The following is a 14,663-nucleotide window of genomic DNA, read 5'->3' as shown; positions in this document are numbered from 1 at the left end:
CGCTCAGACCTCGGGCGACGTGCACTGGCGCGTCGGTCGAAGTCGATCGTCACTCACGGGAAAGGACACGTCGTAGTACAGCTGCGTCGCGCGCATGTCGCCCCAGTCGTCCTTCTTCACCCGGATGCCGGTCGGCGAGACCTCTGCGATGCGGACCCGCAACCACGAGCCGTCGTCCAGGCGGAGCTCATGAGGCTCGGCGAGATAGCTCAATCCGATCTCGTCGAGGGTCTCCTCGGCCTCCATCCAGTCCACCGCCCCGGTTCTCCGGCGCCCCAGAAGGTCGATCACGATGAACCCCTCGCCGTCGGGCAGCATCCAGCCCAACCGTTCGCCGTCGCCTGATCGTCGATGCTCGATCCAGTCCGCGTCCATGAGCCGAGGGTAACGCGGCGACCCGAGGCCTCGCCGGACGACGTTCCGATCGGCCAGGACGTGAGAGGCGTCGACCGGCTCGGGATCCGCGTCGATCACCGTGGCGCTCCGGGCGGAGTGCCACGACCCGCTGGGAGTGTCGACCGCTGGCGGATCCGGGGCAGCGATCTACCCTGGTGGGATCACCGGGACGCCGCCGTCTTCACCGGGCCGTTCCCCGACCCCGCCCTCCCGCGACCCTCCGACGACAGGACCGACGATGACCGCCGACGCCACCATCGACCGTCTCACCGCGGTGGGCACTCGCTATATGCGGCAGCTCACCCAGGATCCCGAAGTGCGTTCGATCCCGCTCGAGGACGATGCCGGGGTGTGCGTCGTGCACACGGTTCGCGGCGGCGGCAAGATCTACGTCGCGCCGGACGAGAGCGTGCTCTTCGTGGGCTCATCGATGGACTTCGGCGCGGGCCTGACCGAGTTCCTCGCCGGTACCCGCACGGCACCGGAGCGGTTCGTCCGTCCGACGTCCTGAGTCGTCCAGCAGCGGAGCCCTGGAGCGCCGCGGAGCGGTGCTCTCTCCCCTATCGCCGGGACGAGGAAACTCGACGTGACCGTGTCCCGACGCCGGCTCGCTGGAGCGCCCGGGCGATCATCCCCGAGAGCACGGCGGCGACGACCTCACCGACGATGCGTCCGAGGAGCGTCCCCAGGACGATGGGCGCTGTGAGGTGCTCCGGCGAGAAGACCGCGAGCGAGACGCCGAACAGCGCAGCACCGAGGATGACCGCGGCGAGCAGGTACCTGGCCTGGACTGACCGCGGACCCCGGTTCCCGCGGTCGACCTTCCAGACGACGAGGTCGATGATGGTACCGGTGAGCAGGAACGGGACGAGGATGACGACGCCCGAGGGGCTGGTCGCCGCGATGAGGAGTCCTGCGATGCCCGCGGTGACCGTCGCACTGCCGACGACGCCCGTGTACCGGCGCGCCACGAACGGGAGCACACCGTGGATGCCCGCGCCGAGCGCGTACAACGGCGGGGACGTCGGCGCCAACACCGCGAGGAACGTCCCCGTCGCCAGGTGGAGCAACAGGTGCACGGCGGCGAACGCAGCGCAGACGAGCAGCACCCTCGTGGACAGGCCGACCTGCTTCACCGTGTTCTCCGTTCAGATCGTCCAGCCGGCGGCTCGTCCCGGTACTCCCAGCATGCAGGACTGGCTCCGAACCCCTGTCCGACACGCGCGGCATACTGTCCTCATGACTGGTGCACCGTCCTCCTTCCCACCGCTCGTCGTCGGTTCCGACCCGGTGCGGACCGAGCGGGCGACCCGCCCCGCGTTCGTCATGGCGCTCGTGTGCGCCGGTCTGATACCGATCATCGGCGTCCTGCTGGCAGCCTTCACCGCCTCGGTCAGCGGGTTCGGGCTGGGTGCGCTGTCCGGGCTGGTGTTCATCGTCGTCTCGTGGTTCATGCTGTTCCTCGCGCTGCAGCTGGCGACCGTGCGGGGCGCACAGTCCGTGACCCGCACGGTGATGACCCTCGACGCGGCAGGCCTCAGCGGCAGCATCCAGCAGGGCGAGGTCTTCCTCCCCTGGGGTGCGGTCGAGCGCGTCTCGATGCGCTCGCGCGGCCGGTGGCGGATCCTCACCTTCCACCTCCTGCCCGGGGTGACGGCGCAGTCCCCCGGCGTCACCACCACCCTCTCGCAGGCCGCCTTCGCACGACTCGCCAAGCTGGGCTTCCAGGTCGGCGAGGTGGCGATCGACACGCCGATCGACACGCTCCTCGCCGCGTCCGGTGCGTTCACGGGTGGGCGGCTGCGCTGACCCGAGCTCAGGCAGATACCGACCGGTCGGTACGTCGCCCACGCATCGTCACTCGACTGCGCCGAGCAGTCGGACCATCACCGCTCCGGTCACGGACGGATCGCCTGGGAGGCGCGTTCGAGGCCGTCGGTGATGACGCGGAAGTACGCCCAGCGGCCGCGCTGTTCGCGGGTCGCGAGACCAGCGTCGACGAGGATCTTCATGTGGTGCGACACCGTGGGCTGCGTCAGCCCGACGGGTTCGGTGAGGTCGCAGATGCACGCCTCGCCGCCCTCGCTCGCCGCGATAAATGACAGCAGCCGAACGCGGTTCGGGTCAGCGAGCGCTTTGAAGGTGTGGGCGATCCGCTCGGCTTCGTCGAGCGCGAGCACACCGCCGGTCACAGGGGTGCAGCACGCTGCGGCGTCGGCTTCCAGGAGGGGCAGTTCGATCTGCATGGACACATTCTGACAGATCGTATTGACATGTGTCGATGTGTCGATCAGTCTCGTCGTATTGATGGTTGTCGATTGGAGTTGACGATGGTGAACGAGCTGCCCGTGATCGTGATCGGTGCAGGCCCGCAGGGTCTGGCTGCTGCAGCGCACCTGGTGGAGCGCGACGTTCCGGTGATGGTGCTCGAGGCCGGCTCCTCGGCCGCTGCGGCGGTGTCGGAATGGGGTCATGTGCGGTTGTTCTCCGGTTGGTCCGAGCTGGTCGACGCGGCGTCCGCTCGGTTGCTCACGCCGACCGGGTGGAGCGCGCCGACGACGGGGTACCCGACCGGAGCCCAATGGATCAGCTCGTACCTCGCACCCCTCGCGGATGCCCTCGGCGAACGGGTGCGGTTCGATTCACGCGTCGTCGGCGTGTCTCGCCGTGGCCGTGATCGTTTGGTGGATGCCGGCCGCGCAGAACAGCCGTTCACGGTGCACGTGGCGTCCGCAGACGGCGAGTACCGCCTCGATGCTCGGGCGGTCATCGACGCCTCGGGCACCTGGTCGACGCCGAACCCGGCCGGGGCGGACGGTCTGCCGGCACTCGGGGAACGGGCCGCATCCGAGACGCTCAGCTACCGGATCCCCGACTTCCGGAACCGCGCCGGGTTCGAGGGCAAGCACACCGTCGTCGTGGGGTCCGGGCACTCGGCAGTCACCGCGGTCATCGCCCTCGCTCGGATCGTGCGCCGGAACCCAGACACCACGGTCACCTGGGTGCTGCGTCGGGGAACGGTCGGGGACACCTTCGGTGGCGGCGACGCTGACGAGCTGCCCGCCCGCGGCGCGCTCGGGTTGAAGGCGAAGGAACTCGTCGATGGTGGCCTCATCCGCCTCGTCACGGGCTTCCGCGTCGAGCGCGTGAGGCGTGACGGCGACCAGACCGTGTTGCTGTCGGAGGACGGCCGCGAGCTGCCCGGCGCTGATCAGGTGATCGTGCTGACAGGATTCCGGCCTGATCTGTCGTTCCTGTCGGAGTTGCGGATCGAGCTGGACGCGACGCTGCAGGCTCCGGTGCGGATCGCGGCCGAGGTCGACCCGAACCTGCACTCCTGCGGGTCAGTCGCCGCGACCGGTGCGAAGGATCTCGCTCAGCCGGAACCGGACTTCTACATCGTCGGTGCGAAGTCCTACGGGCGTGCGCCGACGTTCCTCGCGATGACCGGCTACGAGCAGGTGCGCTCCGTCGTCGCAGCCCTGGCGGGTGACCAGGCTGCGGCCGAGCGGGTGGAACTGATCCTCCCGGAAACCGGCGTGTGTGGCGGTTCCGGCTTGTTCGATGCCGCTGGCGCGTCGCTGGGTGGTTCATGCTGTGCGGTGCCGGAGCAGGTCCTGCAGATCGGTCGCGCACCAGCAAGCGTCTGACCGCTCGCAACGGGATCTACCGGGTGAGCAATTCCGTGCGGATCTGCTCGGCCACAGCTTCCCGGAGCGGGCGCACGGTCTCCACGTCCCAGGCCTCGGGGTTCGGGAACGACCAGGCCAAAACCTCGCCGCGAGGGGTGGCCGGCAGGGCCAGGCCGGGCTTCATGAGCACCACGACGTCGGCCTGATCCAGGTCGGCGGCAGTGACGGCCCGTGGCACTCGGTCGGTGATGTCGAGGCCGAGCTCAGCGACGGTCGCTGCGACCGCAGGGTTCACGGCATCCGATGGGGCGAGGCCTGCTGAGGTGGCGGTGAAGCGGTCTCCGGCGAGGTGTTCGAGCAGGGCTGCGCCGAGTTGGGAGCGGCCGGCGTTGTGCTGGCAGATGAACAGGACGACGGGCTTGGGTGTGGTCATGAGGGCGCTGGGTGCTTTCTGGTCAGGAGGCGAGCAGGCGGGGAGCGAGGTCCGCGATGCGGCGCTCCAATTCGGTGTAGGCGGCGTCGAACGCGGCATCGGTGCCGACGCGTACCGGGTCGGGGATCGACCAGTGCAGATCGCCCGTGACGCCGATCTCCTCGTGTGCGTTGTCGCAGACCGTGATGACGAAGTCCCCATCGCTCAGCACCGCATCCAGTGCGCTCGGCGCGCTCGACGGGAGGGCGAGCTCGTGGCGTGCAGCAGCAGCGATCGCGCCAGGTGCGATGCGTTCGGCGGGGTGGGTGCCGCCGGAGGCGACGGGGATACTGCTCTGCCGCGCCCAGAGGGCGGCGGCGAGCTGCGATCGGGCGGAGTTCGCGGAACACACGAACACGACTCGGCTGGCCGCGCCTGCAGCGCCGGGCATCAGGCCGTCGAACCCGCCGGGGGTGAGGCGCACGTAGCTGCGGCGCTTGTCGCCTTCGGACGTCGTGCGGGTGATCATGCCGACGGATTCGAGCACGTTCAGGTGGTGCGTGAGCAGGTTACCCGGGGTGCCGAGCGCGACCCGGATCTCCGTCGGGGACAGATCCCCCAAGGTGAGGAGGTCGATCATCTGCAGGCGCGTGGGATCGCTGAGCGCGGCGTGCTTCGCTGCCCGCGCCTCGACCGCTTCAGTTCGTTCGATGTTCATTGGTTCAATATTGACTGAAGTAACTTGGTGAGTCAAGATGATGCCGCCATGAACCCACCGAACCCCGCACCCACCCCGGTCCGACCGCATCTGCTGCGTCGGATGCTGGCCGAGTTCGTCGGCACTGGACTGCTGGTGACGATCGTCGTCGGCTCCGGGATCATGGCGCAGCGGCTGTCTCCGAATGACGTCGGGCTGCAGTTGCTGCAGAACAGTCTGGCGACCGCGCTCGGGCTCGCCGTGCTGATCCTCATCCTCGGCCCGGTGTCCGGCGCGCACTTCAACCCCGTGGTCTCGTTCGTCGACTGGTGGGTGAACCGCGGCACGCCGCACGGGCTGCCGCTGCGGGACCTGCTGCCGTATGTGGTCGCGCAGATCGTCGGCGGGACCGCGGGCACAGTGCTGGCTGGGGCGATGTTCGATACCGAACCAGCGCTCTCCACGACGGACCGGGCGAGCGCCGGGACGCTGCTCGGTGAAATCGTCGCGACCGCCGGGCTCCTCCTGGTAATCTTCGCCCTCGCTCGCTCCGGAAAGGGCGCGGTGGCTGCGGCCGCGGTAGGTGCCTACATCGGGGCGGCGTACTGGTTCACCAGCTCGACGTCGTTCGCGAACCCTGCCGTGACGATCGCTCGCATGTTCACCGACACCTTCGCCGGGATCGCCCCGGCCTCGGTCTGCCCGTTCCTCCTCGCGGAGCTCCTTGGCGCGACCATCGGGCTCGGCCTGGTGCTCCTGCTCTACCCGACTCCCGCGCGCAGCACCGCTGCGGCCGTGGCTCCCCATCCCGCAGCTCAGCTCTGAAAGGCACCCTCATGCATCTCGCAGTCATCGGCGGCAGCGATGCCGGTATCTCCACCGCTCTCCGCGCCCGGGAACTCGACCCCTCCATGGACGTGACGGTGATCGTCGCGGACGCCTACCCGAACTTCTCCATCTGCGGCATCCCCTATTACTTCTCCCGCGAGGTCCAGCCCTGGCAGTCCCTCGCACACCGCACCCACGCCGACCTCGAAGCCACCGGCATGAACCTGCGCTTGAACACGCTTGCGACCGGTATCGACGTCGCCGGGCAGCGCCTCACCGTCCGCGACGAGCACGGCCCGGTGTCGACGATCGCCTACGACGAACTCATGGTCGGCACCGGAGCCTCACCCTCCACCGCCGGCATCACGGGCCTCGACCAGCTCGGCCCTGACGACGGTGTGCACCTGCTGCACTCGATGGGCGACACCTTCGCCCTCGAGCGCTGCCTCGACACTCACCAGCCGGAAACCGCGATCATCGTCGGCGCCGGGTACGTCGGTCTCGAGATGGCCGAAGCCCTCACCGCGCGCGGCCTGCAGGTGACGCAGTTGCAGCGCGGTCCGGAAGTGCTCTCCACCCTCGATCCGGAACTCGGCGCGCTCGTCCACGACGAACTCACCCGCCATGGTGTAGACGTCGTGATCGGCACTCGCGTTGAGCGCATCAGCAAGACCAGCACCGGCCTCACCGTGACCGGCCAGCAGGCCGGCCAGCCGTTCGAGCGCAGCGCCGAGCTCGTGCTCGTCGTCGTCGGCGTCCGGCCGAACACGAGCCTGCTCACGGAGGCCGGCGCGACGACCGGACCCGGCGGCGCGGTCATGGTCGACGAGCAGATGCGCACCGGCCTACCGCACGTCTGGGCGGCCGGCGACGGCATCGTCACCCACCACCGCCTCCTGGGCGTCACGTATCTGCCGCTCGGCACGACAGCGCACAAGCAGGGCCGGGTCGCGGGCGAGAACGCGATCGGCGGCAACGCCCGCTTCGCCGGGTCGCTCGGCACACAGGTGGTGAAGGTCTTCGACCTGGTCGCCGCCCGCACCGGTCTCCGCGACCACGAAGCCGTCTCGGCCGGGTACGCAGCGCACAGCTCCACGGCGATCGCGGACGACCACAAGGCCTATTACCCGGGCGCAACACCGATCAGCATCCGGATCACCGGAGCGACCGACAGCGGGCTACTACTCGGTGCGCAGCTCGTCGGCACCCGCGGGGCGGAAATCGCGAAACGCGTCGACACCTACGCCACCGCCCTGCACCACGGCATGACGGTCGACGCGATGAGCGACCTCGACCTGTCCTACACGCCACCACTCGGCTCCCCGTGGGACGCGGTCCAGGTCGCGACGCAGGCGTGGAGCCGCGAGGCGCGGACCAGATAGTCACCGCTGCGTCCGGCTCGCAGCGCGTGTACCGGGACGTCGGAGAGGTCTCGCCGTACAGCCTCCGCTGCAACGGATGGTGTCCGAGGCGAGAGCGCCTACCGGACCATGCGGGCGTCGGTGATGGACGGCGCGGAGGGATCCACCTGCTCGACACCATCGAAGGCGAAGCCGTTACGCACGTAGAACGCCGTCGCGCGGGGTTCTCCTTCGCCACCCAGAGCATCGCCGGCTCGGCGCCGATCGTTGCATCGAGCAATGCCTGGGCCGCGCCGCTTCCGTAGTGCGACGCCGCCAGGTAGATCGCGTAGAGCTGCCACGGCCGGGACGCGGTCTCGTCGCCGGCGACCCATCGGTACCCCGGCTCGCCGGTCACCGCCGACTCAGTACCATGGGCGCATGCCCGCTCTCCCCGCACCAGCACGACCGCTGAGGGTGTTCCAAATCCTGTGGGTGATCGGCTTCCTCATCGGGACGACCACGCACACGGCGGACCTGATCTTCGGCGGACTGGACGTCTACGGCGGCTTCCCTCCCGGAGTGCGGCTGTTCTGGGTGTCACTCACGATCCTCGATCCGGTGACCGTGGTGCTGATCATCCTTCGTCGGCGCTCCGGCATCGTGCTCGGCAGCGCCGTGATCGTCGCGGACATCGCGGTCAACTGGACCGTCTTTCTGACCATCGGCGGGCTCTCGGTCTTCGGAATCGCCAACCAGAGCCTGTTCGCGGTGATCATCGCCGTCACGGCTCGTCCGCTCTGGATCTGGTTCGGACGATCATCCACACGAGGACGCGGCGACGTGGACGGCACAGCCTGACCACCCTGCACGTCGAGGGCGACAACTAGTATGCCTATGTGTCCGCCATGCTGTACGTCCAGATAGCCGATGACCTCCGCCGCAAGATCGTGAGCGGCGAGCTGTCGCCGGGTGACGACGTGCCGAGCGAGGGCGAGCTGGCCGAGCTGTGGCGGAGTTCGCGCGGGCCGATCCGGAACGCCCTGGCGGCGCTGCGGAACGAGGGCCTCATCGAGACCCGGCGCGGCAGGCCTGCCCGGGTCGCCGAGCGGAAGGCGCAGCAGGCGGCAGATGTGTCCATCCCGTTCACGCGCTGGGCGGAATCGATGGGCACCACGCCAGGCGCCCGCACCCAGGAGGTGTCGTTGCGTCGCGCCGACGAGGAGAAGGCCGCCGCCCTCGGCATCGCGGTCGGCGACCCGATCGTCGAGGTCGTCCGGCTGCGCCTGCTCGACGGGCGCCCCACCATGCTCGAGCGACTCACCTTCATCGAGGAGGTCGGCCGGGCGCTGTTCGACGTCGACCTCGACACGGTCTCGATCACCGAGTATCTGAACGGGCGGGGCTACGGCTACCAGGACGTCGACCACGAGATCGACGCCGTCGCCGCCGACGAGCTCGACAGCCGACTGCTCGATGTCGAACCGGGCACCCCGATCCTCCGCCTCCACCGGGTCACGAGGGGCCCGGACGGCCGCATCTTCGAGGCCTCCGACGACCGGTACCGCAGCGACATCATCCGGTTCACGGTCTCCGCCTCGGGACGGGCTCGTGAGGGCGGACACTTCATCCGGGCGATCGGCGCGATCGGCGCTGAACCCGCCTAGCGCTGGGGCGACCCGGCCTCGCGGGTCGCATGGCCGGGCACGAGCGGAGCCAAGCCTGGGGCCACGCCGATGCGGACGGCCCGTCCACCCATGGCGGCCTCGAGGCCGTCGTCGAGGTCACCGAGCGCCACCATCGCCCCCACCAGTTCGGCGAACGGGTGTGCTTCGTGGCGTTCGGCGAGGTAGCGGACTGCCTGCTCGAGATGCGTCGGTGCGTAATTGTGCACACCACGGATGGTGACGAGCCTCCGCACCACGCTCTCCGGGTCGAGGGCGACGGGGTCGCTCGGCGACACGCTGCCGACCAGCACGGCGACGCCGCCGATCCCCAGCACGTCGATCGACGCGGCGACACCGAGCGGGGATCCGGACGCCTCGATCGCCACGAGCGGCCGAGTTCCGACGAGATCCAGCGCGGCCTGGAGTGATCCCGGTTCCGTCGGGTCGACCGTGGCCGCGGCGCCGAACCGGGTCGACAGCTTGCGACGCCGCTTGGCGGGGTCCACCACGACGACCCTCGCTCCCGCGTCGCTCGCCATCGCGCAGGCGGTGAGACCGATCAGCCCGGCACCGTGCACGATCACGACCTCACCGTCCAGCGCGACGATCGCCGAGGCGGCCTCGAGGGCGGCCACTGCCGTGGCGGTGCCGCACGAGACGGGTGCGAGCACCTCGGCGGGGAGATCGTCGTCGGGTACCGGCACGATGGCGGTGCCGCGTTTCAGGTGCACGTGCGACGCGAATCCCCCGCTGAGCTCCCACCCGGTCTCGAGCCGCTCGTGGCCGTACTTGCGCACGGTCTGGCACTTCTGCGGGAGCCCGCGAACGCAGGTGGGGCAGGCACCGCATCCGACGGTGAGCGCCCACACCACGCGCTGCCCCGCCCGCAACGGTGCTCCGGAGGAGGTGACGGCACCGTCGCCGACGGCCACGACGTGGCCGAGCTGTTCGTGGCCGAGCACCAGCGGCGTGGGGGCCTCGCGGTGCCCCAGCACGGTGTGCACGTCGGAGCCGCAGATGGTCGCCAGCTCGATCGCGACGAGGGCTTCGCCCGGTGCCAGCGAGACCGACGGCACCGCGATGCGCTCGTGACGCCGCCCGGCCTGCACCCACACCATCGCGGTCGGTGCCGGGTCGAGCTCGATCCGCACCGTCGTCGCCTCGTGCGTGAGCGTCACCGCGTGGCCAGTCGCGGCAGGGCGGTCAGCTCCCGGACGCTGTCCAGTACCACGTCGGCCCCGGCCTCGGTCAGCTGGTCCCGGGTGTGCGCACCGGTGGTCACGCCCACGACGAGCCCCGCACCCGCGTTCCGGCCCGAGCGCATGTCGCTGGTGGTGTCACCGACGACGATCACCGAGGCCACCGAGGTCGCTCCGGTGGCGATGAGTGCGGCGAGCACGAGGTCGGGCGCCGGGCGGCCTCGGCCGGCGTCGGCGGGCGAGAGGGCGGCGTCGACCTCCCAGCCCAGGCGGGCGAGCACGGCGTCACGGGTGGCGGGCGAGAACCCGGTCGTCAGTGCGACCTTGAGCCCCGACGCGCGGAGGCCGGCGATCACGTCGGATGCGCCGGGGATCGGGTCGACCCCGACTTCGTCGATGAGCTCGGCGTAGGCGGCTTCGAAGGCCTCCTTGCCGGCCTGCGCGGCGTCCTCGTCCCCGCCGGTGAGGTGGCGGAAGACCTCGATCTTCGACTGCCCCATCGTGTCGCGGACGTACTGCAGCGACTCCTCGAGCGGGCGCCGGGTGTCGAGGCCGGTGCGGCGTGCGGCACGCTCGAAGGCGCGCTCGACGATGCCGTCGTCGACGACGGTGGTGCCGGCCATGTCGAGCACGACGAGTTCGACGGGGACGCCCGTGGGGCTGTCGGGGATCGTGGTGGTCGTGGTCGTGATGGTCATGGTCTCGTGCTTTCTGTCAGCGGACGGGAGTGGGTGTCGAGATGGCCTCCGACGACGTGTTCGGCGAGCCCGAGGCCGGTGGTCATGCCGATGCCGGTCGTCACGACGGTGACCAGCACGCCCGGCTCGACCTCCTCGATGAGGAACTCCTCGGGCCCCGTGGCGTAGACGCCCTGCCACCGTTCGACGACGGCCGGGTCGCGGTCGAAGAGCGCCTGAAACTCCGCGAGGAACGCCTCCGGGGCGGCCTCCGGCTGGAACGGCGGGACGGTCTCCCCCTTCCAGTGACTGTCGCCGACGATGAGCGACCCGTCGGGCCGTTGCGTGTACATCTGGTTCAGGTCGAGGGCGGCCAGCTCGGGCCGCTCCCGCCCGAGGCGCTCGCGCACAGCGGCCGAGCCAGGAAGCCCGGCGAACGCGCTGTACCGGATGAGTGACCACCCGGTCAGCAGGGGGCCACCCAGTGGACGCGGGAGGTCGGCGGTCACCCGCAGCATGTCCAAGCCGCACCGGATGACGCCGTGTCGTTCGGCGAGCTCGGGATAGAGCTGGTCGATGTCGTGGTTGACGGCGACGACCACGAGGCCTGCGTCGACCGGGCCGCGGCTGGTCTCGACGCGTCCGCCGGTGATCCGTCCGGCTGCGGTGCGCATCCGGAAGACGACCCCGCGCGCGGCCAGATGGTCGCGGATGGCGTCGGCGGCGAACCGGGGGTCGACCTGCAGGTCGCGGGGCAGCCTCGCGCCGCCGACCGCAGTGCCGGCCGGCAACGCGGCCAGTGCCTCGATCTGGGAAGCGGTGAGCAGCTCGACCTCGGGCGCCTCAGCGTCGTGCTGGGGCCGTCGTCGCTCGGCCAGGTCGCGGAGCAGCGCGAGTTCGTCGTCATGGCGGGCGACGACAAGGGTGCCCGCCTGGTCGATCCAGAAGCCGGCGTCGCGGGCCAGCCGCAGCCAGAGCTTCCGCGACGTCGCGGCGTAGTCCCGGGCGACGCCCGACTGCGCTGTGAAGCAGAGGTGACCGAAGTTCCGGATGCTCGCCCCCGCGATCTCGGACGCGCGGTCGACCACCAGCACGGAGCGGCCGCGGTCGACGGCCGCGAGGGCCGCGCCCAGCCCCACGATGCCCGCACCCACGACGACGACGTCGAAGCGCTCCGGAGCTGCGGAGACTCCCCCTGCGGCGCCGCTCATCGGAACACCCGCCGCATCCAGATGGCGATGCCCTCGACGACGAGCACCGTGACGAGGATCATCAGCACGATCGCGGTGACGACGCCGTAGTTCGAGCCCTGGCTGGCGTTGAGGAGGTAGTAGCCGACTCCCCCGGCGCCGACGATGCCCAGCAGGGTCGCCGCGCGGATGTTGGTGTCGAGCATGTAGAAGGTGTGACCGATCAGGGCGCGGACACCCTGCGGGACGGTCGCGCCGGCGTACACCTGGAGTCGGGACGCACCGGCGGCGGTGAGTGCCCGTTCGGGGCCGGCCTTGACCTCCTCGAAGGAGTCCGCGATGAGCTTGCCGAGCAGTCCGACGCCACCGATCGCGAGGGCGATGGTGCCGGCCTGGGTGCCGAGCCCGGAGATGACGATGAGCACGATGGCGAGGATGATCTCGGGGATGCCGCGGACGGCGACGAGCAGGAACCGCATCCCGCCGCGCACCCCCCGGCTCGGTGCGACGTTCCTGGCCGCGAGCGACCCGACCACGATCGAGACCACGAGCGTCAGGAGGGTGGCGGCGAGGGCGATGGCGATCGTCTCGACCATCGCGTCGGTCATGGTCGACAGCTCGTAGCTGCCGAACGACGGCGGCCAGAACTGCACCGCGACGGCCGGGACCTTCGCCCACACGGTGAGGAGGTCGCGCCACTGGATGTCGCAGATCAGGACACTGCCGACCACCACGGCGACCGCGAGCCAGCCCCAGGTGGTGTTCCGCACGCGGGTCGCCGTCCACGGACGGCGCAGTGCGTCGTCAACCGTCGCGACGGGTGCCCGACCGCGTGAGGTGCCCGGCCGCGAGGCGTCGCGGCCACGGCGGATGCCGCGCAGCACCCGGTCACCGAGGCCCCGGCCGGTGGGCGCGATGCCGAGCATGGCGGCGCGCACCGCGCTCGAGACGATCTCCATCACGACGCAGAGCACGAAGATGACGACGGCGTACCCGAGGCCCAGGCCGTAGTCGAGGGACTTGAACGCGAACGACATCTGCATGCCGAGGCCGACGACACCGACATAGCCGAGGATCACCGAGCCGCGCAGGTTGATGTCGTTGCGGTGCAGCACGGTCGCCACCCACGAGGGCATGACCTGGGGCAGCACCCCGGCGGTGAACTCCTGCATCCGGCTGCCTCCGGCGGCCCGGATGGCGAGGCGGGGGCCCTCGTCGATCTGCTCGATCGCATCGGCGAACATCTTCGAGATCATGCCGATGGAGTGGATGCCGATCGCCAGGATCCCGGGCAGCGTCCCGAGCGAGAAGACCAGCACGAAGACCATGGCGAACACGACGTCCGGGATCGCCCGGGTCAGCACGCCGAAGAAGCGGGCGAACGCACGCCACCCGGTGCCGGGGGTGGTGTTGGACGCGGCCAGGTAGGCGATCGGCACCGAGATGACCGCGGCGAGGAGGGTGCCGCAGATCACGAGCCCGAGCGTCAAGCCGGTGAGGTACAGCAACTCGCCGCGGTCGGGGAAGGAGATGGCGCCCACCCGACCGAAGAAGCGTTCGGCGTTCGACCAGCTCTGGGCCATCCTGGCCGGATCGATCCCGATGCTGTTCAGCGCCACGATCGACGCGGCCAGGAGCGCGAGCAGGGTCAGGACGGCGGCGATGCGCTCCGGCGAGACGGCGCGGCGAGGGACACGCCCGACAGGACCTGCCGGGCCGTCCGCGGTGCGCAGGCCCGTCCGGGTGTCGGGTCGAGTGCGTGTGTCAGCGCTCATCGCGGGGTCTCGCTGACGGCGTCGACGAGGAGCTCGGTCTCGATGGCGTGCAGCTCGCTGGTGGTGGTCGCGACCCGGCCGTAGATCTCCATCACCTGCGCCTTACTCAGTCCCTCGGTCGGCGTGTCGAGCACAACGTTGCCGTGACGGAGACCGACGATGCGATCGGCCCAGCTGAGGGCCAGATCGACCTGATGGAGACTGCACACCACGGTCAGGCCGCGGTCGACGGCGATCTCGCGGATGAGCGCCATCACCTGGTCGCTCGACTCGGGGTCGAGCGAGGCGACCGGCTCGTCGGCGAGGAGGATCTCGGGGTCCTGCATGAGGGCGCGCGCGATGGCGACGCGTTGCTGCTGGCCGCCGGAGAGGGTGTCGGCCCGCTGGTAGGCGCGGTCGAGCAGTCCCACGCGGTCGAGGTGCCCGAGCGCGGCGAGCTTGCCGGCACGGCCGTACGACCAGAGGCCGAGACGTGGGCCGCGGACGGTGGCGAGCGACCCGGTGAGCACGTTCTCGAGCACGGTGAGCGAGGGGACGAGCTCGAACTGCTGGAAGATGAAGCCGACTCGGCCGCGCAGGGTGCGGAGTCGTCGGCCGGAGAGGTCGGGCACCGGCTGGCCGAGGACCTCGACGGTGCCGGCGCTCGGTTGCTCGAGCCCGTCCAGGTGGCGGAGCAGGGTCGACTTGCCCGACCCGGAGAGTCCCAGGAGGACGACGATCTCGCCTCGTTGCACCTCGAGCGATGCGCCGTCGAGTGCGAGTGTCGCGCCGAAGCGCTTCGTCACGTCGGACAGTCGTACCACGGTCTCGGTCGGTGTCTGGGGATTCGTCATGGGAGTCTCCGGGTCGG

At 70.2% G+C, this 14,663-nt stretch carries 17 protein-coding genes; 7 read left to right on the top strand and 10 right to left on the bottom strand.

Annotation, left to right across the window (positions count from 1 at the left end; genetic code table 11):
- Positions 1–3 precede the first annotated feature (3 nt).
- Positions 4–375 carry a hypothetical protein gene (locus QRN26_RS00355; RefSeq protein ID WP_285034853.1) on the bottom strand — a complete coding sequence of 124 codons (372 nt, stop codon included), beginning with the start codon at positions 373–375 and terminating at the stop codon, positions 4–6.
- Between the two features lie 259 nt (positions 376–634).
- On the opposite strand from QRN26_RS00355, the gene QRN26_RS00350 reads away from it, so the two are divergent.
- Positions 635–907 carry a hypothetical protein gene (locus QRN26_RS00350; protein WP_285034852.1) on the top strand — a complete coding sequence of 91 codons (273 nt, stop codon included), beginning with the start codon at positions 635–637 and terminating at the stop codon, positions 905–907.
- Positions 908–956: 49 nt separating this feature from the next.
- Here QRN26_RS00350 and QRN26_RS00345 read toward each other — a convergent pair whose 3' ends face one another.
- A complete protein-coding gene (locus tag QRN26_RS00345) occupies positions 957–1,532 on the bottom strand; it encodes a hypothetical protein (protein WP_285034851.1) in 576 nt (191 codons plus the stop codon).
- A 103-nt stretch (positions 1,533–1,635) separates the two neighbouring features.
- Here QRN26_RS00345 and QRN26_RS00340 point away from each other — a divergent pair, with 103 nt between their 5' ends.
- Positions 1,636–2,205: a hypothetical protein gene (locus tag QRN26_RS00340; protein ID WP_285034850.1), complete on the top strand. Its 570-nt coding sequence runs from the start codon at positions 1,636–1,638 to the stop codon at positions 2,203–2,205.
- Positions 2,206–2,294: 89 nt separating this feature from the next.
- On the opposite strand, the gene QRN26_RS00335 is transcribed toward QRN26_RS00340, so the two are convergent.
- Positions 2,295–2,642 (bottom strand): ArsR/SmtB family transcription factor, encoded by a 348-nt coding sequence (locus QRN26_RS00335; RefSeq protein ID WP_285034849.1) that lies wholly within the window; start codon positions 2,640–2,642, stop codon positions 2,295–2,297.
- A gap of 84 nt (positions 2,643–2,726) precedes the next feature.
- On the opposite strand from QRN26_RS00335, the gene QRN26_RS00330 reads away from it, so the two are divergent.
- Complete coding sequence (locus QRN26_RS00330; protein ID WP_285034848.1) at positions 2,727–4,046, top strand: NAD(P)-binding domain-containing protein; 1,320 nt, start codon at positions 2,727–2,729, stop codon at positions 4,044–4,046.
- 16 nt (positions 4,047–4,062) lie between these two features.
- On the opposite strand, the gene QRN26_RS00325 is transcribed toward QRN26_RS00330, so the two are convergent.
- Positions 4,063–4,461, bottom strand: coding sequence for an arsenate-mycothiol transferase ArsC (locus tag QRN26_RS00325; RefSeq protein ID WP_285034847.1), 399 nt, complete (start codon positions 4,459–4,461; stop codon positions 4,063–4,065).
- A 22-nt stretch (positions 4,462–4,483) separates the two neighbouring features.
- Positions 4,484–5,158 carry an arsenate reductase/protein-tyrosine-phosphatase family protein gene (locus tag QRN26_RS00320; protein WP_285034846.1) on the bottom strand — a complete coding sequence of 225 codons (675 nt, stop codon included), beginning with the start codon at positions 5,156–5,158 and terminating at the stop codon, positions 4,484–4,486.
- Positions 5,159–5,206: 48 nt separating this feature from the next.
- Here QRN26_RS00320 and QRN26_RS00315 point away from each other — a divergent pair, with 48 nt between their 5' ends.
- From QRN26_RS00315 to QRN26_RS00295, 4 genes are all read left to right on the top strand, one after another.
- A complete protein-coding gene (locus QRN26_RS00315; RefSeq protein ID WP_285034845.1) occupies positions 5,207–5,962 on the top strand; it encodes an aquaporin in 756 nt (251 codons plus the stop codon).
- An 11-nt stretch (positions 5,963–5,973) separates the two neighbouring features.
- Complete coding sequence (locus QRN26_RS00310; protein WP_285034844.1) at positions 5,974–7,347, top strand: FAD-dependent oxidoreductase; 1,374 nt, start codon at positions 5,974–5,976, stop codon at positions 7,345–7,347.
- 399 nt (positions 7,348–7,746) lie between these two features.
- Positions 7,747–8,166: a hypothetical protein gene (locus QRN26_RS00300; protein ID WP_285034843.1), complete on the top strand. Its 420-nt coding sequence runs from the start codon at positions 7,747–7,749 to the stop codon at positions 8,164–8,166.
- A 47-nt stretch (positions 8,167–8,213) separates the two neighbouring features.
- Positions 8,214–8,972 carry a GntR family transcriptional regulator gene (locus tag QRN26_RS00295; protein WP_235526809.1) on the top strand — a complete coding sequence of 253 codons (759 nt, stop codon included), beginning with the start codon at positions 8,214–8,216 and terminating at the stop codon, positions 8,970–8,972.
- On the opposite strand, the gene QRN26_RS00290 is transcribed toward QRN26_RS00295, so the two are convergent.
- Genes QRN26_RS00290 through phnC form a run of 5 tightly spaced genes read right to left on the bottom strand, consistent with a single transcriptional unit; the run spans position 8,969 to position 14,646 of the window.
- Positions 8,969–10,150, bottom strand: a complete 1,182-nt coding sequence (locus QRN26_RS00290; protein ID WP_285034842.1) for a zinc-binding dehydrogenase — start codon at positions 10,148–10,150, stop codon at positions 8,969–8,971. The genes QRN26_RS00295 and QRN26_RS00290 overlap by 4 nt on opposite strands.
- Positions 10,147–10,869: a phosphonatase-like hydrolase gene (locus tag QRN26_RS00285; RefSeq protein WP_285034841.1), complete on the bottom strand. Its 723-nt coding sequence runs from the start codon at positions 10,867–10,869 to the stop codon at positions 10,147–10,149. Before QRN26_RS00285 ends, QRN26_RS00290 begins: the two co-directional genes overlap by 4 nt.
- On the bottom strand, positions 10,866–12,059 hold the full coding sequence (locus tag QRN26_RS00280) for a TIGR03364 family FAD-dependent oxidoreductase (protein WP_285034840.1): 1,194 nt from the start codon (positions 12,057–12,059) through the stop codon (positions 10,866–10,868). Before QRN26_RS00280 ends, QRN26_RS00285 begins: the two co-directional genes overlap by 4 nt.
- Positions 12,056–13,813: a PhnE/PtxC family ABC transporter permease gene (locus QRN26_RS00275; RefSeq protein WP_285034839.1), complete on the bottom strand. Its 1,758-nt coding sequence runs from the start codon at positions 13,811–13,813 to the stop codon at positions 12,056–12,058. The genes QRN26_RS00280 and QRN26_RS00275 overlap by 4 nt, the downstream gene beginning before the upstream one ends.
- The gene (gene phnC / locus QRN26_RS00270; protein WP_285034838.1) at positions 13,810–14,646 is read right to left on the bottom strand and encodes a phosphonate ABC transporter ATP-binding protein; all 837 of its coding nucleotides are present in this window, start codon (positions 14,644–14,646) and stop codon (positions 13,810–13,812) included. The genes QRN26_RS00275 and phnC overlap by 4 nt, the downstream gene beginning before the upstream one ends.
- Positions 14,647–14,663 lie beyond the last annotated feature (17 nt).

The sequence above is a fragment of the Plantibacter sp. ME-Dv--P-095 genome (assembly GCF_030209365.1).
Classification (GTDB): domain Bacteria; phylum Actinomycetota; class Actinomycetes; order Actinomycetales; family Microbacteriaceae; genus Plantibacter.
Note: the sequence above shows the minus strand (reverse complement) of the source record. Positions and strands in the feature narration are given on the sequence as shown.

Bases quoted from the DNA above. Each gene is read 5' to 3' on its own strand.
- QRN26_RS00355 (WP_285034853.1), bottom strand. From the start codon at position 375: ATGGACGCGGACTGGATCGAGCATCGACGATCAGGCGACGGCGAACGG.
- QRN26_RS00350 (WP_285034852.1), top strand. From the start codon at position 635: ATGACCGCCGACGCCACCATCGACCGTCTCACCGCGGTGGGCACTCGC.
- QRN26_RS00340 (WP_285034850.1), top strand. From the start codon at position 1,636: ATGACTGGTGCACCGTCCTCCTTCCCACCGCTCGTCGTCGGTTCCGAC.
- QRN26_RS00335 (WP_285034849.1), bottom strand. From the start codon at position 2,642: ATGCAGATCGAACTGCCCCTCCTGGAAGCCGACGCCGCAGCGTGCTGC.
- QRN26_RS00330 (WP_285034848.1), top strand. From the start codon at position 2,727: ATGGTGAACGAGCTGCCCGTGATCGTGATCGGTGCAGGCCCGCAGGGT.
- QRN26_RS00325 (WP_285034847.1), bottom strand. From the start codon at position 4,461: ATGACCACACCCAAGCCCGTCGTCCTGTTCATCTGCCAGCACAACGCC.
- QRN26_RS00320 (WP_285034846.1), bottom strand. From the start codon at position 5,158: ATGAACATCGAACGAACTGAAGCGGTCGAGGCGCGGGCAGCGAAGCAC.
- QRN26_RS00315 (WP_285034845.1), top strand. From the start codon at position 5,207: ATGAACCCACCGAACCCCGCACCCACCCCGGTCCGACCGCATCTGCTG.
- QRN26_RS00310 (WP_285034844.1), top strand. From the start codon at position 5,974: ATGCATCTCGCAGTCATCGGCGGCAGCGATGCCGGTATCTCCACCGCT.
- QRN26_RS00300 (WP_285034843.1), top strand. From the start codon at position 7,747: ATGCCCGCTCTCCCCGCACCAGCACGACCGCTGAGGGTGTTCCAAATC.
- QRN26_RS00295 (WP_235526809.1), top strand. From the start codon at position 8,214: ATGCTGTACGTCCAGATAGCCGATGACCTCCGCCGCAAGATCGTGAGC.
- QRN26_RS00285 (WP_285034841.1), bottom strand. From the start codon at position 10,869: ATGACCATCACGACCACGACCACCACGATCCCCGACAGCCCCACGGGC.
- QRN26_RS00280 (WP_285034840.1), bottom strand. From the start codon at position 12,059: ATGAGCGGCGCCGCAGGGGGAGTCTCCGCAGCTCCGGAGCGCTTCGAC.
- QRN26_RS00275 (WP_285034839.1), bottom strand. From the start codon at position 13,813: ATGAGCGCTGACACACGCACTCGACCCGACACCCGGACGGGCCTGCGC.
- phnC (WP_285034838.1), bottom strand. From the start codon at position 14,646: ATGACGAATCCCCAGACACCGACCGAGACCGTGGTACGACTGTCCGAC.